Source organism: Gilliamella sp. wkB72 (genome assembly GCF_001693745.1).
GTDB lineage: Bacteria > Pseudomonadota > Gammaproteobacteria > Enterobacterales > Orbaceae > Gilliamella > Gilliamella apicola_E.
Window position 1 is genome coordinate 92,458 of sequence record NZ_LZEI01000019.1, and the last position, 20,525, is coordinate 112,982.

20 protein-coding genes are annotated in these 20,525 nt (G+C 36.7%); 9 read left to right on the forward strand and 11 right to left on the reverse strand.

All coding sequences use genetic code 11. The features are described from left to right. Positions 1 to 152: 152 nt before the first annotated feature. From A9G07_RS09520 to A9G07_RS12040, 4 genes are all read left to right on the forward strand, one after another. A complete protein-coding gene (locus A9G07_RS09520; protein ID WP_065734960.1) occupies positions 153 to 650 on the forward strand; it encodes a MarR family winged helix-turn-helix transcriptional regulator in 498 nt (165 codons plus the stop codon). Between the two features lie 58 nt (positions 651 to 708). Further along, positions 709 to 1,845: an HlyD family secretion protein gene (locus A9G07_RS09525; RefSeq protein WP_065734961.1), complete on the forward strand. Its 1,137-nt coding sequence runs from the start codon at positions 709 to 711 to the stop codon at positions 1,843 to 1,845. Continuing rightward, the gene (locus A9G07_RS09530; protein WP_218060058.1) at positions 1,842 to 3,011 is read left to right on the forward strand and encodes an ABC transporter permease; all 1,170 of its coding nucleotides are present in this window, start codon (positions 1,842 to 1,844) and stop codon (positions 3,009 to 3,011) included. The genes A9G07_RS09525 and A9G07_RS09530 overlap by 4 nt, the downstream gene beginning before the upstream one ends. 78 nt (positions 3,012 to 3,089) lie before the next feature. Next, a complete protein-coding gene (locus tag A9G07_RS12040) occupies positions 3,090 to 3,266 on the forward strand; it encodes a hypothetical protein (RefSeq protein WP_176713967.1) in 177 nt (58 codons plus the stop codon). Positions 3,267 to 3,385: 119 nt separating this feature from the next. Here A9G07_RS12040 and A9G07_RS09535 read toward each other — a convergent pair whose 3' ends face one another. The 8 genes from A9G07_RS09535 to gatA form a co-directional block, all read right to left on the reverse strand. Beyond that, positions 3,386 to 4,048: an HAD-IA family hydrolase gene (locus tag A9G07_RS09535; protein ID WP_065734962.1), complete on the reverse strand. Its 663-nt coding sequence runs from the start codon at positions 4,046 to 4,048 to the stop codon at positions 3,386 to 3,388. Position 4,049: 1 nt separating this feature from the next. Continuing rightward, positions 4,050 to 4,904, reverse strand: coding sequence for a tagatose bisphosphate family class II aldolase (locus A9G07_RS09540; RefSeq protein WP_065734963.1), 855 nt, complete (start codon positions 4,902 to 4,904; stop codon positions 4,050 to 4,052). A gap of 26 nt (positions 4,905 to 4,930) precedes the next feature. Then, a complete protein-coding gene (gene lacC / locus A9G07_RS09545; RefSeq protein WP_065734964.1) occupies positions 4,931 to 5,869 on the reverse strand; it encodes a tagatose-6-phosphate kinase in 939 nt (312 codons plus the stop codon). A gap of 203 nt (positions 5,870 to 6,072) precedes the next feature. Further along, on the reverse strand, positions 6,073 to 6,846 hold the full coding sequence (locus tag A9G07_RS09550; protein WP_065734965.1) for a DeoR/GlpR family DNA-binding transcription regulator: 774 nt from the start codon (positions 6,844 to 6,846) through the stop codon (positions 6,073 to 6,075). A 93-nt stretch (positions 6,847 to 6,939) separates the two neighbouring features. Beyond that, a complete protein-coding gene (locus tag A9G07_RS09555; RefSeq protein WP_065734966.1) occupies positions 6,940 to 7,983 on the reverse strand; it encodes an alcohol dehydrogenase catalytic domain-containing protein in 1,044 nt (347 codons plus the stop codon). A 95-nt stretch (positions 7,984 to 8,078) separates the two neighbouring features. Continuing rightward, positions 8,079 to 9,473: a PTS galactitol transporter subunit IIC gene (locus A9G07_RS09560; RefSeq protein ID WP_065734967.1), complete on the reverse strand. Its 1,395-nt coding sequence runs from the start codon at positions 9,471 to 9,473 to the stop codon at positions 8,079 to 8,081. 4 nt (positions 9,474 to 9,477) lie between these two features. Next, positions 9,478 to 9,762, reverse strand: a complete 285-nt coding sequence (gene gatB / locus A9G07_RS09565) for a PTS galactitol transporter subunit IIB (protein WP_065734968.1) — start codon at positions 9,760 to 9,762, stop codon at positions 9,478 to 9,480. A gap of 17 nt (positions 9,763 to 9,779) precedes the next feature. Next, positions 9,780 to 10,232: a PTS galactitol transporter subunit IIA gene (gatA, locus tag A9G07_RS09570; protein ID WP_065734969.1), complete on the reverse strand. Its 453-nt coding sequence runs from the start codon at positions 10,230 to 10,232 to the stop codon at positions 9,780 to 9,782. Between the two features lie 289 nt (positions 10,233 to 10,521). Here gatA and A9G07_RS09575 point away from each other — a divergent pair, with 289 nt between their 5' ends. Both A9G07_RS09575 and edd read left to right on the forward strand, forming a co-directional pair. Beyond that, entirely contained in the window at positions 10,522 to 11,052 is a 531-nt protein-coding gene (locus tag A9G07_RS09575) for a gluconokinase, GntK/IdnK-type (RefSeq protein ID WP_065562927.1), read from the forward strand. A 48-nt stretch (positions 11,053 to 11,100) separates the two neighbouring features. Further along, the gene (gene edd, locus A9G07_RS09580) at positions 11,101 to 12,906 is read left to right on the forward strand and encodes a phosphogluconate dehydratase (RefSeq protein ID WP_065734970.1); all 1,806 of its coding nucleotides are present in this window, start codon (positions 11,101 to 11,103) and stop codon (positions 12,904 to 12,906) included. Between the two features lie 89 nt (positions 12,907 to 12,995). Here edd and A9G07_RS09585 read toward each other — a convergent pair whose 3' ends face one another. Next, complete coding sequence (locus tag A9G07_RS09585; protein WP_065562929.1) at positions 12,996 to 14,717, reverse strand: thiamine pyrophosphate-dependent enzyme; 1,722 nt, start codon at positions 14,715 to 14,717, stop codon at positions 12,996 to 12,998. A 260-nt stretch (positions 14,718 to 14,977) separates the two neighbouring features. Here A9G07_RS09585 and A9G07_RS09590 point away from each other — a divergent pair, with 260 nt between their 5' ends. Next, positions 14,978 to 16,846, forward strand: a complete 1,869-nt coding sequence (locus A9G07_RS09590) for an SLC13 family permease (protein ID WP_065562930.1) — start codon at positions 14,978 to 14,980, stop codon at positions 16,844 to 16,846. Between the two features lie 253 nt (positions 16,847 to 17,099). Further along, positions 17,100 to 18,059 carry a methionyl-tRNA formyltransferase gene (fmt, locus tag A9G07_RS09595; protein ID WP_065562931.1) on the forward strand — a complete coding sequence of 320 codons (960 nt, stop codon included), beginning with the start codon at positions 17,100 to 17,102 and terminating at the stop codon, positions 18,057 to 18,059. Positions 18,060 to 18,094: 35 nt separating this feature from the next. Here the strand turns inward: fmt and tehB are convergent, their stop codons facing one another. After that, on the reverse strand, positions 18,095 to 18,964 hold the full coding sequence (tehB, locus tag A9G07_RS09600) for an SAM-dependent methyltransferase TehB (protein WP_065734971.1): 870 nt from the start codon (positions 18,962 to 18,964) through the stop codon (positions 18,095 to 18,097). 190 nt (positions 18,965 to 19,154) lie between these two features. On the opposite strand from tehB, the gene fabI reads away from it, so the two are divergent. Continuing rightward, entirely contained in the window at positions 19,155 to 19,943 is a 789-nt protein-coding gene (gene fabI / locus A9G07_RS09605; protein ID WP_065562933.1) for an enoyl-ACP reductase FabI, read from the forward strand. A gap of 105 nt (positions 19,944 to 20,048) precedes the next feature. Here fabI and ppnP read toward each other — a convergent pair whose 3' ends face one another. Continuing rightward, positions 20,049 to 20,339, reverse strand: a complete 291-nt coding sequence (gene ppnP, locus A9G07_RS09610; protein WP_065562934.1) for a pyrimidine/purine nucleoside phosphorylase — start codon at positions 20,337 to 20,339, stop codon at positions 20,049 to 20,051. Positions 20,340 to 20,525 lie beyond the last annotated feature (186 nt).

The window sequence follows — 20,525 nt, forward strand, 5'->3', positions numbered from 1 at the left end:
TTTAAAACAATAAGTTATCATTTTTGACTAACTAAATATCAATGAAAATTAACAAATTAATGAGATCAACCTCTCAAACTAAAGTAAAAAAACAATTGCCAATTTAGGACAAACCAGTATAATTAGCCGACTAAATAAATTAGGTAAAGCAATTGAATTACAACTCAAGAATACTTCCTTCGCGCGAAACTTTAGCAAAAGCACAAAGTTTTAATAATGAAATTATCGAGGTTTCAGGCGTTGATCTGGTCCTAAGTTTAATTACTACTGCCGATTTAATTCGTTCTAATATTTATGCACAACTTGCAAAAGATTATGATGTTTCTGAAGGAAAATTTGCATTGCTAATGTCATTGTATAGTGAAGGTGAAACCTGCGCTAGCGAGCTAGCATTGAAAGTTGGCGTCACTCCTGCAACTGTCTCAGTAATGGTTAAACGGATGTTAGCTGCGCAAGATCCTTTAATATCGATGACGAAAAGTGGGGAAGATGGTCGTTCTCGACTAATCAGGCTCACCACAACTGGTGTAAATCTTATACAAAAAGCGCTACCTAATCACTTAAAATCGATTCGTGCTTTTGCTCAGGTTTTAAATGCACAAGAGCAGGAATCTTTAATTGCAATGTTACGTAAATTATTACGTAAATAATTGCTTTTAATCACTAAAAATCATGATATTTTAACAATATACTTAGCTGACTAAATAAATGAAAAATAAACTAAACTTAGATTTACCAAAAAACATTAAAATTCCTGCTATATTTTTATTGCTACTTCTAATTGGATCAACATTGATTTGTCTTGGTTCAAGGAACGATGCAGTAACTGTTGCTAAAAGTATCAAATCAGGCGTATTAACTGCTGATGAAATCAATGTTGCATTTCAAAATGTAGGTGGCAAAGTTATTAAACGGTTTGTCCAAGAATCACAATTTGTAAAAAAAGGCGATCCATTAATGCAACTTGAAGATACTGATACGCAGCTATCAATAGATCGCTTACAAGCGCTAGTTGATAGTCAAACAGCCGCAGTTAATCAAGAACAAGCAGCAATCGAAATTACTGAAAATGAAACTAACCTCAATGAATTATCAACATGGCGGAAAATAGAAGAAGTTAAAGCAAACTTAGAGGCTGCAATATCTTCTCGAGACTTAGCTAATACTGAATTTCAACGTCATACTCAATTAAGAAAAACTGGAGGTACTTCACAATCACAACTTGATGCTGCACGCAATGCCTACATTAATTCAAAAATGCAAGTTGTACAGATTGAAAGTCAATTATCAACATTGATGATTGGTGCATCACCTGAGCAAATCACCCAGTTTGAACAAACTAGAAATGCAACGGGAATGACATTGCAGTCGATTACTATTGCTAGACAAAAACTGCAAAATCGCCAAAATCAGCTTGCTCAAATCCGTGCTCAACTCGCACAAGCCGAAGCCGATTTAAAACAACTGAAAGTAAATTATAGCCGCCTTACATTAGTTGCACCAGAAGATGGAAAAGTACTAAAACTAATGTTTGAAGATGGTGAAATGGTGCCTGCTGGCGCACCAGCAGTATTGTTAGAAACAGACCGTAAATATGTTGACATCTATGTTAACGAAAAAATGGTTAATGATTATCAACCAGGAACTAAAGTAAAAGCTGATGTGATTGCCCTGGACAAAACAGTAAAAGGTACTGTCCGTTTTGCAACAGCGGCGCCTTCATTTGCTGATTTACGAATGACTCGAGAACGAGGACAGGCAGATTTAACATCTTATCAAGTCAGAATTTATATAGAACCTATACCGCATTTATTAACTGGTATGACAATTGAGGTTGATCAATGATGCAAAACATCATTAAATCTATGCTTGAAGAGCTTGATGCTATGTTATCAGGCCACTTCATTCCATATTATAAAGTGTGCTTAGGTTTAGCTGCTATCGTATCACTTGTTTTTTCAATTGTGCTAAGCCATGGTTCAGTTTTTGAAGGAAAAATTGCTGTTATTGATCTTGATGGTTCCAATTACTCAACTGAATTAATCAGTAAAGTAAATACTTCACCATTTATTGAAATAACAGAAGTAATTCGCTCACCAATAAATCCAATTACATTAGTATCACACGACCGTAATTTAGGAGTGTTATATATTCCTAAAGGACTTGAAAAGTCTCTAAAAAAAGGGGATCAAACCGTTAAGTTAGGTTATTTTGCTGATGATTCAAATGACGCACAAAATGCCAAGGTAATGCAAAGTCTTAATGAAATCATTCCTGAATCGGGTGCTGAATTGAGCGTTGGTAAAGTTGCAGCATTAGGGCTTGGAAGAGAAGCAACTGAAGCAACCTTATCACCAATGCAATTGAAAACTAGGACCATGTTTAATCCATCTAGTTCATCAACAATTTCCACTATAATCTATTTCGTTTACTTCTTCTCGTCATTAACGTATGGATTAACATCATTAATGATAATTGGCCGATTAAAAACAATGGGGATGTGGAATACCGTAATAGAACGTGGTTTTGTACCACTATTAGCGAGAACCGTGCCTTATGCCCTATTTTATACCACTGCTTTAACTTTAATTACTGCAATACTGGTTTTATTTGGACAATTACGTTTTGATGGTAATTACTTTATTTTTGTACCTAGTGTATTTATGACTGGACTCGCTTTTGGCTGGTTAGGCTTCTTATTATCTTGGAATACCAATCATCCAGGTGAAGGTGCTAGCAGAATGATTTTCCTTGTTCCACCGGGATTCATTATGGGTGGCTCAACCATGGCGGTAGGCATTATGCCAATCTGGGCATTTTATGTCAGCCACGCATTTCCATTAGTTTGGCTCTTCCGCTTTTTCCGCGATATAGGTATACGAGGACGTTCATTTGTCGATATGTTATCAACATATGGAATATTCATTATTTATTTAACCGTTATTGCTTTTATCGTGATGATGTTTGTTAATCGCTTGAAAAAACCAGACAATCAAACGCAAATTAATTAATTTATTCATACACAAGTTATTGAAACGCTTCCGCGGTTCAATAACTTTCTTCTTTACTATTATTCCAAGCGACCAGTGATGATGAAAATTGAATATTTTTATCAATCCACCGTTCAAATTCGTCATTTAACCAAATTAAACCGGCGAAACCCACCACCTAAAGTGACGTTAGAAATGGGGAATTTCCCAATTAACATGCAGGGCTTTTGTACTTTTTCAACCTTTAAACAAGCGATGAGTAAGGCAACGCAATAACCTTTATCTGATTGAAAGTATGCATAAATTTATGCTAAATTTTGTATGCTTTCAATCTAAAGACGGTTAAATAGATTGCGCTTGTGTGGAGCAAAAGCAGGTTGCCGGGTGTTATCCTATTAGCAAAACGTTTTTTTATTAATAATGAATTGATCGCTACCTGTGATTTTTTCAACAATCAGATCATTAAAGTTATCGATAGTTAGCTGAGCATGATGATTAATCAAATTAGACGTATTGACACCAATCACCTGACAATTAGCCTTATTTGCTGACTCAATGCCCGCAGCGGAATCTTCAAAAACAATACACGAACTGGCTGCTAAATCTAAGAGTTTTGCGCCTTGCAAATAGCCGTCTGGAGCTGGTTTGGTGTTAGCCACCATTTCGCCGGTGATAAATACCGACGGTTTAGCAACCTGTAGCAAACTAAATCTTGCTTCAGCCACAATTTTAGTGCCGGAAGTGACAATCCCCCAAGGGATATTCATTGATGATAATAGCTGCAGAAAATCGCTTGCGCCCGGTATTTCATCAATCCCTTGTACATCATTTGACTCTAATTGCTCCATCCAATGATATTCTTGCTCAATCAAACTAGTGGGCTGATCAGGTAAAAACAGCTTAATATTATCGATAGCTTTACGCCCATGAATGGTTGTTAATACCTTAGTGGCATCTAAATGATGCCGTTGAGCAAATTTCAACCAGCAGCGCTCAACTGCTGGTAGAGAGTTCACCAAAGTACCATCTAAATCAAACAAAATACCTTTAGCTTTCATATTATAGTTTACCTGCACTTCCACAAATACGAATTTTATCTTCCACAATTTTCGCCATTGCCAGTTTAGCCGGTTGCATGTAGTGCCTTGGATCGTTAGCATCCGGTTGAGCTTGAAAGTATTGTTTCAACGCATCTGAAAAAGCAATTTTTAATTCAGTTGCCACATTCACTTTACAGATACCTAATGAAATCGATTTTTTCACCATTGCTTCAGGTATTCCCGAAGCGCCATGCAACACCAGAGGAATCGCAACTTTATCGCGTATTTTGGCTAATCGATCAAAATCCAATTTAGGCTCACCTTTATACATACCATGAGCCGATCCAATTGCCACCGCTAAAGAATCGATGCCTGTTCGCTCGACATATTCCTTTGCCGCATCAGGATCAGTAAAGGCACTGTCTTTGTCATCCACGACAAGATCGTCCTCTTGCCCCCCCAAGCGGCCTAATTCAGCTTCCACACTGGCATTAAATTTATGACTAAATTCGACCATTTTTCGTACAATGTCAATATTTTCTTCAAAGGGATGATGCGAAGCATCGATCATAATCGAGCGAATGCCGCCGGCAATTTTAGCTTGAATATCATCGACATCTTCATGGTGATCAAGATGCAAGGCAAACGGGAAAAGATTAATTTGAGCAGCAGTTTTACAAATATTAATTAAATACTCTGTGCCGGCATAACGATAAGTACCGGGGGTTGCAGCTAATATAACCGGTGACTGCAACTGTTTTGCAGTATCAATCACAACTTGAATTGTTTCAAGGTTGTGAATATTAAATGCCGGAACGGCATAATTTTCACGTTGCGCTTTTTTTAACATCTCTTGACTTGAAATAAGATACATAATAACTCCTTAATTAATGTTGATATTTAATGAATTTGGTTGACAATAACTTGTTGGAAATAATCATCATAATTGTGCATATTCACAAAGCCGGTTTGTGATTCCATAGCATTTAACATGCCCATCGTCATCGCCCTTTTGAGCATGGTTTCTATCGATTCGTTTTCATGAATGCTTACTGCAAGACCCGCTAACGTCACATCGCCAGACCCAACCGGATTGACAACATCAATTTTAGGAATTGAAACTTGATAATATTGCTGATGACAACGAGCAAAAGCTCCATTTTTACCCAGTGAAATGATGATAAAAGGGATTGCATTCAGCAGTGGATGATCAACCGCCTTAATCAACGAAGCAGTATCATTAACATCAATATCCATCTGAATTATTTGTTGTAATTCATCTTTATTCGGCTTAATTAAGTAAGGTTTATGTTCAGAGACCAACGTAGCTAATAACATTTTGCCGGAGGAATCTAGTAAAACAGGAATGGCTTTTTTATTGGCGATTTGAATTAATGTGGCATAAAAATCAACCGGGAAACCTTGTGGTAGAGATCCTGAAATGGTCATTACCTTGGCTTTATCCACTAACGTTTGATAGTGCGCTAAAAAGGCATCCACCTCTTTTTGTTCGAGTGTTGGCCCAGATTCTAGAATTTCGGTTTGATTACCTTCATGTAATATCGCAATACAATTACGTGATTCATGTTTAGTAACATAAAAATGGTAATGGATATTGTCACTATCTAACTGTTTTTGAATATACTGGCCGGTTGTACCGCCAACAATACCTGAGGCTAACACATTGATGCCCGAAAATGTCACACCTCGTGTGACATTTAGCCCTTTACCACCGGCGGTTTTTTTAACATTTGTAACACGATTAATGTCATTAATATGGAGTGTATTGAGTGGATAAGAGATATCCACAGAAGGATTCATGGTAATTGTTAATATCATATTCTCGCCTACATATTGATTGCAAAATCATATCGTTGGGAGAAATAACAAGCTTAAACAATTAAATTAGTTTAATAATATTAATCAACATAATAGCCAACAACAATCCATTGTCATTATTACGTTAACTATATAAAATCAAATATTTAGCTAAAAAATCTTTTAAGCTTTATTCAAAAAGATACACAATCACCAGTCAAAATTTAAACAGCTATAAAATCAATGCCTTTTTCTTCAAATTGTTGTTTATAACTGTTATCGACATCAGTATCGGTAATAATGGTACTTAGTTTATTAAGTGGTAATACGATATTAATGCCATTTCGTCCAAATTTTGATGAATCTAAAACTGCAATAACCTGCCTTGCCGCATTAGCCATCACACTACTGATAGTGTAGCCTTCGTTAAACGTTGTTATTCCTCTTTTTGCATCTATTCCATCTGCACCAACAAACAAAATATCAGCAGAAATGCCGTCTAACGATTGCTCAGCAATTTTTCCATGAAAAGAACGAGTCTTATGCCTCAGCGTACCACCACACATAAATAACATAATGTCACTGTTGTCCGACAAAATAAATGCAGAAGTAAGGCTGTTGGTAATGACAGTGATATGCTTGAGTTTTACTAACTCTTCAGCTATCAACATTGTAGTACTACCACTATCTAAAATAATGGTATCACCCTCTTTGACATGTTTAACTGCTTCAATTGCAATACGTTTTTTAGCCTCTATAAAACGCTGATAACGTTCTTCTAATTGCAATTCTTTAAATGATTTTAAATCGCCTTTACTCATGATTTTGGTTGCCCCGCCATGGAATCGAGTCAAAACACCTTGTTTTTCCAGCAAACGAAGATCTGTTCTGATTGTCACTTCCGAAACATCATATTGTCCTGATAAATCACTAACCAAAACAGTTCCTTTCGCATTAATAAGTTCGACTATTTGTTGACGTCTTTCACTTGCATTCATAATATTTCCTTTTTCGAAAATTCTTCAGCAGTGTATAACAAACAAAATCAAAAGATAAGCGCTCATTTTTAATAGCTGATCTAAATCAGATAATTAAATGCAATTTAATAAAATTTTACCGTTCATTGGATGACCGTTTAATGCACTAACTTGTTGAGTAAACTCATTAAAATCACCCACCCCTGCAATTAGCTCATCTAACCTGATTTTACCGTCAACAAAAAACTGACTAACGAGTTGCCACTCTTTGCCAGGCCATGGTGCAGAGTAATTCATCCAGCTTCCTAAGATCTCAAGCTCTTTTCGTAAAATCATCCCGAATGTTTTTTCTGAAAGAGTCACATCATGATGCAATGTGCCAATCAAACCGACTTTGGCTCTAGCGCCAGCTATTTCAATGGCTAAGCTTACTGTCGCTGGTGTGCCGGCGGTTTCTAATACCACCTGATCAAATCGATGTGGCATCAGTGCTTCATAGATCGCCGAAGCTGTCATATTTTTAGAGTGATAAACCGCATCAGCACCTAGCTTTTTAGCCAGATCTAAACGCTCTTGATTAATATCTAATACCGCAACAAATTTAGCTCCCATCGCTTTGGCGCACTGCATAGCAAGCAAACCAATGGTACCGCCACCAACAATCACCACATTCTTATTTTGACAACCGTCAGCCAATAACAGTGCATGCATCCCAACAGTCATTGGCTCAAAAAATGCCCCTTCGATAGGGCTAACACTTTTCGGTAACTTAAAGGCGTTTCTCTTATTTATGACGATATACTGTGCCAATCCGCCAGTAATTCTTGAGCCAACGAAGGTGTAATGTTTACAAAGTGAATAGTAATGTTTTTGACACTCATCACATTTAAAACAAGGCAATAAAGGTACACAAGAGATCAGATCACCAATCTCAAACTCTGTCACATCGCTGCCCATTTCGACAACCGTGCCACTAAATTCATGGCCAAGTGTGATTGGGTAAAAATGTGCACCATGATGAAAAATGCGTGGAATATCAGAACCACATAACCCGCAATACGCCACTTTCACCAGAATTTGATCTGGTGAAGTGATTTTGGGCATCTCAATATCTTCTACAGATAAAGTCCCCTCATCATTAACAACGACTGCTTTCATATTATTTTCCTATGTTAATAATCAAATAGGTTGCTGTTCTAACGTCCACTGGTTTAACAGTGAACGTTACTTAATGGATTTAAAAAATGGCTTTTTTATTGCTCATTTACGCTATTTGCACTATTTGCACCTTCTACATATTGCTGTTTTAATAACAATTTGTATTTTTGCGCGCGTTGCCAGGTCAAAAATAGGCAAAACAGGTAAAAGAGACCAATGCAGGCAAACCCGATCGGTTGTTTTAAATTAACCAGTTGAACTAAGATATAAGTAATTGGCGAACCACCTTGATCCATCGCACCAACCGAGATGCCATTACCAGCAGTAATAGTACCGGCATTGACGGCAAGCTGAGTGGTTAGTGGCACCATTTGCGTGGCAATCCATAAGGTAATAGCAATAATGATTGAACCGGAAATAATAATCCTAAACAGATTGCCTTGATGAATCGCCACACCCATTGCGATAAAAAAGCCGATAGTTGCTAAGTCACCAAAAGGAAGAACTTCATTACCGGGCAGCACAATGGCAATAAAAATACTTAACGGGATAAAAATTAAGCTGGCAGAAACAACAGTTGAATGACCTAACAATAGTGCCGGATCTAAACCGATAAGGAAGTCTTGCCCACCAAATTTTGATTGAAGATGTTTACGTGCTTGTTTAGATATTGGGGTTAAACCGTCCATGATAGGTTTAATTACTCTTGGCATTAATAGCATTACCGCTGCGGTTTGAATCGCAAGTTGCAAGGTCTGTTTAACACCATAACCGGCTAATACGCCTAATAAAATCCCCATAAATAGACCAACTGTGACTGGCTCGCCAAATGCACCAAATCTTTTTTGCATATCTACCGCATTGAAATTAATCTTTCTAATGCCAGGTATTTTTTCAATCACCGCATCGACAAATACCGCTATCGGTCCACAATAGGCCGAAGTACCATGTGGCACAGCAATGCCGTCAAGTTCAAAAAAATCTTTGGTATCTTTAGCAAACCAATCCCCCAATTTATAAGCAATAATTGCATGTACAACCACGCCAGCAATACCTAGCCAGTAAGAGCCGGTTGCAATATAAACCAGCGCCCCGCTGAAGGTCATATGCCAAATGTTCCAAATATCAACATTAACAACACGGGTTAATCTTAAAAGTAACATGGCAATGTTTACTGCAATGGCAATGGGAATGGCAACCAGCGCAATTTGCGATGCCCACGTCATAGGGGCTGCGCCAGGCCAACCAACATCGACAACATTCAAACTAATATCAAATCTTTCTGCCATAGCTTGAGCTGCCGGCCCAACTGAGCTGGTTAATAAGCCAACCACCAAACCAATACCGACAAAGCCAATCCCAATATGAATCCCGGCTTTTAATGCATCACCAATTTTCATTCTTAGCGAAAGTGAAAACAGAATAATCACAATGGGTAGCATTACAGACGGTCCCAAATCTAAGATGTACTGCATAATTTCAGTAAACATAGGTTCATCCTTTTAAAATAGACAATATTTTTGCTTTTAACTGCTCAATTCCAACGCCAGACACAAAAGGCATACCATGCACAATCGGAATATCGCCAAATGTTTGATCCATTTTTGCCGTCGTACAGATCAGGTCGACATCATCAATAAAGGTATTAATTTCATTAATACGACACTGCACTAAATCGAGCTCAATATTATTTTCATTACATAGCTCTTTTATTTCTTCTGCTGCTAAAGTTGACGTCGCAACGGCGCCACCACATGCAACAATAATCTTTTTTTTCATAATGCCTCCTAAACAACTTATTGATTAAATATCACTTCATTAAAACGTTCGACCACTTCGTTTTGCGAACGACTTAATAAAAAGTGATAAAATTCTTTATCTTGTAAATGGGTAAAAAGTGCTTTCAACAGTGATAGTTGATCAGCTGGTGAAGTCACTACCAATGAAATAATCAATGAAACATCAACGGTGCCATCGTCATCTGCACGTTGAAACGAAACCGGAGATTGGGTGCGAAGAATAAAAATCGCAGGACTGTTAGCATGTTCAGCTTCACAATGTGGAATCGCCACCGCATAGCCATCGAGCAAAATACCGGTTGGATATAATGCTTCCCGATCAAGTAAAGCTTTCAAATGGCTCTGTTTGACAATCCCTTTTTTTTGTAACTGTTGACTTAAGTAAGTCAGTAAGGCTAACTCATTGTCAAATTTAAGATTGTCTTCGAAAAGAAGCTGACATTTATTCATATTTACTCTCCATTTTTTATCTTTTTAATATTACGTTTTAAATTATAACTTTCGAAAACAAAAACAATATCGAAAGATTAAATACTTTCGAAATAAAAAACAAATAAGATTTTATATTTTTGTGATCGAAATCTATTTTTTAAAATAAACTTGAGATCCCAAATCGTGATAAAGACCTTTACCTAAAACAAAGTATGATCCAGATCACAAAATCAACTTTTTTGAATTGCAATAATGGATTAAAATGTCAAAATGTTACCCGTAACAGGTTATTTTGGAGAATAACGTAATGACACAACAAAGGAAAAATGTTTTCGTATTCATGGGTGTATCAGGTAGCGGTAAATCGGTTGTTGCAAAACAAATAGCCGATAACCTAAATGCCGCTTTTCTAGATGGTGACTTTTTACATCCCAAAGCCAATATTTTGAAAATGCGCAGCGGTACCCCGCTAAATGATAACGACAGGATGCCTTGGTTAAACTTAATTAGTAATGCTGCATTTGCAATGAGTAATGTCAATGATATTTCGATTATTATTTGCTCAGCATTAAAAGAAAAATATCGAGACATTATTCGTGGAGAAAATGAAAATGTGCACTTTATTTATTTAAAAGGAAGTTTTGATGTTATCTCCCAACGTTTAGCTAAACGCCAAGGACATTATCAAAAAACAGGAATGCTACAGTCGCAATTTGACGCATTAGAAGAACCAACAGCCAATGAAAAAGATGTTTATGCTATCAATATTGAACAACCACTAAATGGTGTTATTGAAGATAGCATGAAGGTTATTAATTCAATATGTCATTGTGAATAAATTTATAAAAGTTTAGAAATTATAATAAATATAATCTAAGAGGTTAATGTGAATTCCACTATTTTAGCTGTAACTCAGCGCATTATTAATCGCTCTAAAGCAACACGTGAAGCTTATTTGCAAAAAATAGAACATGCTATGTTGAAAAAAGTTACCCGAGCAAGTTTACCTTGTAGTAACTTAGCTCATGGCTTTGCCGCTTGTTGCCTCGATGAGAAAAATGATCTTAAAAATATATTAAAAAGTAATATCGGTATTATCAGTTCTTATAACGATATGTTATCAGCACATAAACCTTATGAATTTTATCCAGAACAAATTCGAAAAGTGCTACATGAAGTCGGCGCTGTTGGCCAAATGGCTGGAGGGGTACCGGCTATGTGTGATGGTGTAACCCAAGGCGAACCGGGTATGGAAATTTCGCTAATGAGTCGAGATGTGATTGCAATGTCTGTTGCCGTTGGGTTATCACATAATATGTTTGATGGCGCACTGTATCTAGGAGTCTGCGATAAAATTTTACCAGGATTATTTATTGGGGCCCTATCTTTTGGGCATTTACCCGCTATCTTTGTGCCTTCTGGACCGATGCCTTCAGGTTTACCAAATAAAGAGAAAGTTCGCATTCGTCAACTTTATTCAGAAGGAAAAGCTTCTCGCGAAGATTTATTAGAATCTGAATCAGCCTCATACCATACCAGCGGAACTTGTACGTTTTATGGCACCGCAAATAGTAACCAAATGGTCATTGAGTTAATGGGATTACATTTACCTGGAGCCGCTTTTGTTCACCCTGAAACAACATTACGCAATGAACTAACCAATGCCGCTGCAAGACAGATCACTCGTTTAACTAACCAATCAGGAAACTATATGCCAGTTGGTAAAATGGTGGATGAAAAAGTAATTGTTAATGGTTTAGTAGCGCTTTTAGCCACAGGTGGCTCAACCAATTTGACTATGCACATTGTCGCTATGGCTAAAGCGGCTGGTATTGTTATTAATTGGGACGATATTTCAGACTTATCAACAGTTGTTCCGTTATTGAGCCGAATATACCCTAATGGGCCGGCCGACATTAACTACTTCCAAGCAGCAGGTGGAACTTCATTATTGGTCCGAGAACTATTATCCGGTGGTTTGTTACATGAAGATGTTGAAACTGTGGTTGGCCATGGACTGAGCCGTTACACGAAAGAGCCAATTTTAGAAAATGGTAAACTCATCTTCCGCGAAGGTCCTAAAGAATCTTTAGATGAAAATGTGATTGCTTCAATAAAAAAACCTTTCAACTCTCATGGTGGCTTAAAAGTGATGTCTGGCAATTTAGGGAGAGCGATAATGAAAACGTCTGCTGTTACCGATGAGCACCAAATTATCGAAGCACCTGCAGTAGTCTTTAATAGTCAGTATGATTTAGATGCAGAATATAAAGCCGGCAACCTCAACAAAGACTGTGTTGTAGTTGTTCGTTATCAAGGCCCAAAAGCTATCGGTATGCCAGAGCTACATAAATTAATAACACCATTGGGTGTTTTACAAGATCGCGGCTATAAAGTTGCGTTATTAACTGATGGACGGCTATCTGGCGCATCAGGCAAAGTACCCGCAGCTATTCATGTTACACCTGAAGCCTATGCCGGTGGATTATTAAGCAAAGTTGAACAAGGTGATATGATCCGAGTCAATGGTCAAACCGGTGAAATAACACTATTGGTTGATGAAGCTGAACTCGCAAAACGTAGTCCAGCACCAATCGATTTAACCGATTCCCATAAAGGTTTTGGTCGAGAACTTTATACCGTTGTTAGAGAAAATTTATCTTCAGCTGAAGAAGGCGCTGTTAGTTTTTAATCCAACTTATCTGCCGCAAAATGCGGCAGATATCGTAAAAATCCCTCTAAAAACCCCGTTCCTCAACTTTTTTTTATCTATTGCTTGGTCTATTTTTTTACAAAATTATCAACCAACAAATTAACCACATCTTTCATTTTGCCACTCAATGATGCTTTTACACTATAAAGCGCCATTCCCATTACTTGTGAAGTATGAATTTCAGGTGGCATAACTAATTCATATTCGTTTGTCTTAACATCTAATAATGCAGGTCCAGGGTGAGCTAAAAATGATTGTACCGCGGCTTCAAGCAAATCTGAACTATCGACACGAATAGCAAATAATCCCATCGCTTCAGCTACTTTAGCAAAATCAGGATTTTTTAAATCAGTATAGTGATCGACAAGCCCTTCTGATTTTTGTTCCAATTCAACAAAGTTAAGTGAGCTATTATTAAGCACAACAACTTTAATTGGCAGGTTTTCTTGGATTGTGGTTAACAAATCGCCTAACAACATACTAATACCACCATCTCCTGATAAGGTAATGACTTGACGATTAGGAAAAGCTTTTTGTACACCTAATGCTTGTGGCATCGCATTGGCCATAGTGCCATGTTTTAAACTAATAACGGTCCGTCTTTTACCATTGGTTGAAAAATGACGGCAAGCCCAAACCATAGCAGAACCAACATCTGCACATAGTACGGCATCATCATTGGCATATTTATCAATCAATTCGGTTAAATATTGAGGGTGAATAACCGTTTTTGATGGTATCGCTTTCTTACCTAATTTATCAATTGCTTTAGTGTGTAATTCACGACATTTATCTAAAAATGCACTGTCTGCTTTTTCATTAACTAATGGCAATAAAGCGGCTAGGGTTGGTTTACTTGCACCTACAACACCAATATCTACACTATGGCGATGACCAAGATGAGTTGCATCGATATCTACCTGAATAATTGTTGCATCATCTGGATAAAATTGTGACCACGCAAAATCAACACCAAACATCAAAAGCACATCACACTCTTTTATCGCCGTTGCGCCAGACTCCATACCAAACATCCCTGTCATGCCAACGTTATACGGATTATCATATTCGACGAAATCTTTAGCTCTTGAAGTATGAACAATTGGTGACTTTAATTTTTTTGCTAACGCAACTAATTCATCATGAGCTTCTGATACTCCATGACCTGCAAATATTGCCACTTTACTGTTTTTATTTAGAATTTCGGAGATTTGTGCAAGCTCTTCATCAGATGGCCGAATTACAGGTTTCGGGTGAAAAATTTTATGTCCACTATTATCTTCAACTTTGACTAAACTTATATTATAAGGAATGACTATAACAGCAACACCTCGTTGATTTATTGCTGCTTGTACAGCCGCTGTAGTAATTCGTCGTGCTTGTGTTGGATCCGAAATTTGCTGACAAAAGACAGAACAGTTTTTATAAATAGATTCAAAATCAACCTCTTGCGGAAAATCAGTTCCTTGTTGAGAGGTAACTAACTGGCTAGCCAGTAAAACCAACGGTACTTTATTGCGTTGTGCTTCATAAATACCATTTATAAAATGTAGGCTTCCTGGTCCACAAGAACCAGCACAAGCAGTTATTTGATCGGTAAGATAAGCTTCAGCTCCTGCAGCAAAAGCACCAACTTCTTCATGACGAACATGTACCCATTCAATATCACTTTTTTTGATAGCAGACGTAATTTGATTTAAGGTATCTCCAACAATACCATAACAATGTTTAACCCCCGCTTGAGATAACACTTCAATAATAATTTCCGCAACAGACTTTTTTGATGACATATTGACTCCTAAATATGGTTTTAAAATTAAACGCATCAAGTTGACTAAATTACACCTAAGTTTTATGAATGCGAAGAGCTTAAAAATAAAACAGCAAAAAATGTTAAAAATGTCATTTTAACCATAGTTGATACTTAAGAATCTTTACTTCAAGATATTCCCTATTACAATAAATCAAGGTATTATGTCAAAAATATAATCAACTTCATGAGCTACCTTTTGTGGAACATTCGTCATCTGGACATAGTTTTTTATCATCAATGTCTGCTCTTTTACCTAATTATATAATCGAATATTACCCACTCATTACTGTTTGTTTGTTACTTTTTATTGCGATTTTATTGTTTTCATTCAGTAAATTAAGAATGGATATTATTGCGTTATTGACGATAACTGCAATTACCGTCACGGGTGTATTAACTCCGGCTGAAGCGCTTGCGGGATTTAGCGATCCCAATATTATCCTCATTGCACTGTTATTCGTAATCGGTGAAAGTTTAGTAAGAACGGGTATCTCTTACAAAATGAGTGAATATATCTTAAAAGCAGCAGGTAAAAATGATATTCGAATTATTACCTTTATTATGTTAGGTGTAGCTTTACTGGGTTCGGTTATGAGCTCAACTGGTGTAGTTGCAATCTTTATTCCTGTTGCTATCAGTATTGCTAACCATACAGGTATCCATGTAAAAAAATTGATGATGCCACTGTGTATTGCAGCATTAATTAGTGGCATGATGACTCTTGTCGCAACAGCTCCAAACCTTGTAGTAAATAGTGAACTTAGCCGAGCTGCATTAACCGAGTTTGGCTTCTTTTCAATTACGCCAATAGGCCTTGGCGTATTAGTTGTTGGTGTGATTTATTGTTTATTAACACGCAATTGGTTACTTACAGCGGACCAAGTCACCGCTAACAATAGTTTACCTCAAAGACGTAAAATTACCGATTTAATTAGAGATTATAAATTAATTGGCCGAGCTCACCGCGCGCAAATTCTTGCTGGTTCTCCTTTTGTTGGGCGAACCATTGATGGATTACATTTACGTACTGAGCATGGTGTAAATGTAATTGGTATTGAACGTTGGCGAAAATTCCAAAAAGTGCTCATCCCTGTAAATGGTAGTACTGAATTTAGAGAAAACGATATTCTTTTATTGGACATGTCTCATTCCGAAGCTGACTATCGCACATTTCTAACCACTAACAATCTTGAACCAAAAGTATTACGTGGTGAATATTTTTCGGAACAAGTCAAAGAAGTCGGTATGGCTGAAGTTGCATTGCTGCCTGAATCATCATTATGTGGAAAGACTCTTAATGAAATTGATTTTAGGGAAAAATATTTTCTGACTGTTATTGGAATCTGGCGAAACCATGCGCCAGTTGAAACCAATAACCTATTCCAAGAACGACTAGAAATGAGCGATACACTTTTGGTATGCGGAGACTGGGGATCTATACAAAAACTACAAACTCGGACTAGTGATTTTGTGGTACTTGATTACCCATCAGACATTGATGATGTTGCACCAGCAAGCTCTCAGGCTTTTATCGCACTATTTAATCTAGCGGTAATGATTATTTTAATGGTGACAGGTATTGTCCCAAATGTTGTTGCTGCACTGATTGCTTGTTTATTAATGGGTGCCACCCGCTGTATTGATATGGCAAATGCTTATAAATCAATTCATTGGCCAACATTAATTCTAATTATCGGTATGATGCCTTTCGCGGTAGCGTTAAATAAGACGGGAGGGATTTCGCTCATATCACAATGGCTTGAAATCCACTTACGTTCATTTGGCCCTTACATGGTGTTAACTTTTATCTTTTTATTATGCTCAACGGTAGGATTGTTTATTTCTAATACCGCAACCGCGATTTTAATTGCACCAATTGCGATTGATTTAGCAATAAAATTTGGATATTCACCCTATCCATTTGCTATGACCGTTGCTATTGCGACATCTGCATCGTTTATTACACCTGTTTCATCACCTGTAAAAACAATGGTTGTTGCACCTGGTGGATATAGCTTTAGTGATTTTGTTAAAGTTGGTGTGCCGTTAACCTTCTTGGTTATGTTAGTTGATATAGCGTTGGTACCAATATTTTTTCCATTTTAAGTAAAATAAAAACATAATTAATTGGTTAAATATAAGGTTACTAAGTTGTTTGTGGATTTTTACTATTATTTTATCCACAAACTTTTCACCAGCTATTATGAGATTTCGCGATGATTCAAGATCACTTAACGCTATAACCACCTTTACTCGGTATACATATGATATCCATTATGAGTACAGTGATGTGATTAAGGATTATTAGGTCAATTTAAAGTATAATATCTGTCATATTTTGATTATGGATATATTACACATGTCACACACAACAAATCCCCTAAAGATTATTTTTGCTGGCACGCCTGATTTTGCCGCTACCCATTTAAAAGCATTAATTGATGCTAAACATAATGTTATTGCAGTTTTTACTCAGCCCGATCGCCCTGCTGGACGTGGCAATAAGTTAACTGCAAGTCCGGTTAAACAATTAGCAATCGAAAATCATCTTCCTGTTTATCAACCTGCTACACTCAAAACTGAAGAAAATCAGAAAATCATTGCTGAGCTCAATGCCGACATTATGATTGTGGTAGCATATGGTCTTATTTTACCGCAAGCTGTGCTTGATATGCCTAAACTAGGTTGTTTAAATGTGCATGGTTCATTATTACCAAGATGGCGAGGCGCAGCTCCTATTCAACGCGCTTGTTGGGCTGGTGATACTTTAACCGGTATCACAATTATGCAAATGGATGCAGGGCTTGATACGGGTGATATGTTATATAAACTCACCTGTCCAATTGAACCTTCTGATACCAGTGCAACGTTATATAACAAATTGGCGCAATTAGGTCCAGAAGGACTACTTGATACCTTAACACTAATTACCGAAGGAAAAATCCAACCTGAAAAACAAGATCCATCACAGGTCACTTACGCTGAAAAATTATCTAAACAAGAAGCTAAACTTGATTGGAACCTATCGGCACAGCAACTTGAACGTTGCATTCGCGCCTTTAATCCTTGGCCTGTTAGTTATTTTGACGTTAATGGCGAGCCAGTAAAGGTATGGCAAGCAGAAGTGATAAAAACATCCCACAATCGACCTGTTGGCACTATTTTACAAGCGGATAAAAAAGGAATATGTATTGCAACAAGTGATGGCGCATTAAATATGACACTTTTACAACCTGCTGGTAAAAAACCAATGTCTGCTCAAGATCTATTGAACTCTCGCAAAGCATGGTTTGAAGTAGGTAAGATACTGGGGAACTAGTTAAAAAAGATATTACAGGATAAATTCCTGTAATATTATCGTTTTTTGGCTAACAGCGTCGCAAAGCGGAGCTTTATTCGGTTACCATGGATATCCGTTTTATGCAGTTCGCCAACATCTTCATTGTATTTTAGGATATCCCAATTTTGATAATAATTAAGTAACTCATTCTCTTTAAACGTAAACGAAAACCCTACAGTGCAAGGAAAATCATCAGTTGACATAGCGCAAACAATTAAATTATAACCACCCGTTTTAGTTATGTTTTGCATATTATGAATGATATCGGGAATTCTATCTGGTTGTAAAAACATCATTACAACAGTTGAAATAATTAAATCGTAGTTACCTTTTAAATTAGCCTGATTAATATCATAAATAGATGCATTGATATGCGATAAATGATCGTTTGCAATAATTTCTTGTAAATTACTAATACTCATTTCTGACTTATCAACGGCATCAACATCAAAACCAAGTAGCTGTAAATAGAGTGAATTACGGCCTGAACCACAACCTAAATCTAGCGCTTTTCCGGCCTGAATGATTTGACATACTTCCAACACGTCAGAATGGGTTTTAGTCATCTGATATTTTTTCTGGCTATAATCCTCAGGTTGACAATAAAAAGCCAACTGGCACTGCAAATCATCTGAAACTTGAGCTATTCGATGCCATTGCTGAGGCTCAATAAATGGAGGCTGATGCTGAACATCAAAAACATATTGAGAAACGATATCGCCTTGCTCGGTTAACATATCAAAATTGATATGACCTTTTATAATATTTAATTTTGCCCAAGTACCTAGTTGTGTATTATGTTTTTCACGAAACAAATCGGGTAAAGTTTTTGCATCCCAAATAGGTAACGTTTTATAGCAAACTAAATCTTTATCTTTCATCATGAAGTACCAACAATGTCATCTAATAGTTGAGTATTATAGTCAAGTATTAATCAAATAAACAACTTATTTTTTAGAAATAAAATGACGATTAAATAAGGAAAAATAAATTTATAGTAGCGAAGTTAACTATATCAACATATAATCATCAGCATTCTAGAATATATAGTAAAAAATATTAGAGGAACAATTTATGGGATTTTTAACAGGTAAACGCATACTGGTTACCGGCGTTGCAAGTAATCGTTCTATTGCATACGGTATTGCAAAAGCGATGCACCGTGAAGGCGCAGAATTAGCTTTTACTTATCAAAGCGAAAAATTAAAAGGCCGTGTTGAAGAGTTTGCTGCTGATTTTAATTCTAAAATCGTTTTACCTTGTGATGTTGCGCATGATGAAAGCATCACAACATTATTTACAGAGCTAGCTAAAACTTGGGATAAATTCGATGGTTTTGTTCATGCAATCGCCTTCGCTCCTGGTGATCAATTAGATGGTGATTATGTTAATGCGGTAACTCGTGAAGGTTTTGCCATCGCACATGATATTAGCTCTTATAGCTTTGTTGCTATGGCTAAAGCTTGTCGTTCAATGCTAAATCCTGACTCAGCATTAGTCACTCTTTCTTATTTAGGCGCTGAACGTGCAATTCCTAATTATAACGTTATGGGTCTTGCTAAAGCATCTTTAGAAGCAAATGTACGTTATATGGCAAATGCAATGGGACCTGAAGGTATTCGTGTAAATGCAATTTCTGCTGGCCCTATTCGTACTTTAGCTGCATCAGGAATTAAAGATTTCAAAAAGATGTTATCACATTGTGAATCAGTAACCCCTATTCGTCGTACAGTAACCATTGAAGACGTAGGTAATTCAGCTGCATTCTTATGTTCAAATTTATCGTCAGGTATTACGGGTGAAGTCATTCATGTTGATGGTGGCTTTAGTATCGCAGCGATGAATGAATTAGAACTTAAGTAATATAGTAAAATATTTTAATGAAAGGCTAATTGTAAAATTAGCCTTTTTTATTGCATAAAAGCAAATCTATCAATGATTAAGCTTTCTTAGATTTAATATGAATGCCTATTTTGCTAAGTAACGACACAAATAAACTGTTGTCTCGCTGACTTGCACATCAAATTGACTCTCTTTGGCGACATGAAAAATCTGCCCTGCTTCAAAAATTTGCCAATCAGTTGCAGTAGGTAATAAAACTTTGAGCGAACCAGTTATCACTGTCATTTCTTCTGGATTATTGGTACTAAAAACATATTCGCCAGGCATCATCACACCAACAGAGGCTTTACCCGTTGAGCCATTTTCAAAACCTATAGACTTCACTTTCCCATCAAAATAATCATTAATTTCTAACATAAAAACCCCTCTCCTCAACTTTTTTTATAAATTTTATTAAACTTATTATTATCAGCTTAATTGATTTCAATTAGCTATCCAACGATTATTTATTAGTTAAAAGTTATTTTTTTAAACCAAAATCGCATCAATAACTAAGATAATATTAAAACTTCCTAAATTACAAAGAAAATAGCATACAGAAGC

Coding starts and splice junctions, on each gene's coding strand:
- A9G07_RS09525 (WP_065734961.1), top strand. CDS start 709: ATGAAAAATAAACTAAACTTAGATTTACCAAAAAACATTAAAATTCCT.
- A9G07_RS09530 (WP_218060058.1), top strand. CDS start 1,842: ATGATGCAAAACATCATTAAATCTATGCTTGAAGAGCTTGATGCTATG.
- A9G07_RS12040 (WP_176713967.1), top strand. CDS start 3,090: ATGATGAAAATTGAATATTTTTATCAATCCACCGTTCAAATTCGTCAT.
- A9G07_RS09535 (WP_065734962.1), bottom strand. CDS start 4,048: ATGAAAGCTAAAGGTATTTTGTTTGATTTAGATGGTACTTTGGTGAAC.
- A9G07_RS09540 (WP_065734963.1), bottom strand. CDS start 4,904: ATGTATCTTATTTCAAGTCAAGAGATGTTAAAAAAAGCGCAACGTGAA.
- lacC (WP_065734964.1), bottom strand. CDS start 5,869: ATGATATTAACAATTACCATGAATCCTTCTGTGGATATCTCTTATCCA.
- A9G07_RS09550 (WP_065734965.1), bottom strand. CDS start 6,846: ATGAATGCAAGTGAAAGACGTCAACAAATAGTCGAACTTATTAATGCG.
- A9G07_RS09555 (WP_065734966.1), bottom strand. CDS start 7,983: ATGAAAGCAGTCGTTGTTAATGATGAGGGGACTTTATCTGTAGAAGAT.
- A9G07_RS09560 (WP_065734967.1), bottom strand. CDS start 9,473: ATGTTTACTGAAATTATGCAGTACATCTTAGATTTGGGACCGTCTGTA.
- gatB (WP_065734968.1), bottom strand. CDS start 9,762: ATGAAAAAAAAGATTATTGTTGCATGTGGTGGCGCCGTTGCGACGTCA.
- gatA (WP_065734969.1), bottom strand. CDS start 10,232: ATGAATAAATGTCAGCTTCTTTTCGAAGACAATCTTAAATTTGACAAT.
- A9G07_RS09575 (WP_065562927.1), top strand. CDS start 10,522: ATGACACAACAAAGGAAAAATGTTTTCGTATTCATGGGTGTATCAGGT.
- A9G07_RS09585 (WP_065562929.1), bottom strand. CDS start 14,717: ATGTCATCAAAAAAGTCTGTTGCGGAAATTATTATTGAAGTGTTATCT.
- A9G07_RS09590 (WP_065562930.1), top strand. CDS start 14,978: ATGTCTGCTCTTTTACCTAATTATATAATCGAATATTACCCACTCATT.
- fmt (WP_065562931.1), top strand. CDS start 17,100: ATGTCACACACAACAAATCCCCTAAAGATTATTTTTGCTGGCACGCCT.
- tehB (WP_065734971.1), bottom strand. CDS start 18,964: ATGATGAAAGATAAAGATTTAGTTTGCTATAAAACGTTACCTATTTGG.
- fabI (WP_065562933.1), top strand. CDS start 19,155: ATGGGATTTTTAACAGGTAAACGCATACTGGTTACCGGCGTTGCAAGT.
- ppnP (WP_065562934.1), bottom strand. CDS start 20,339: ATGTTAGAAATTAATGATTATTTTGATGGGAAAGTGAAGTCTATAGGT.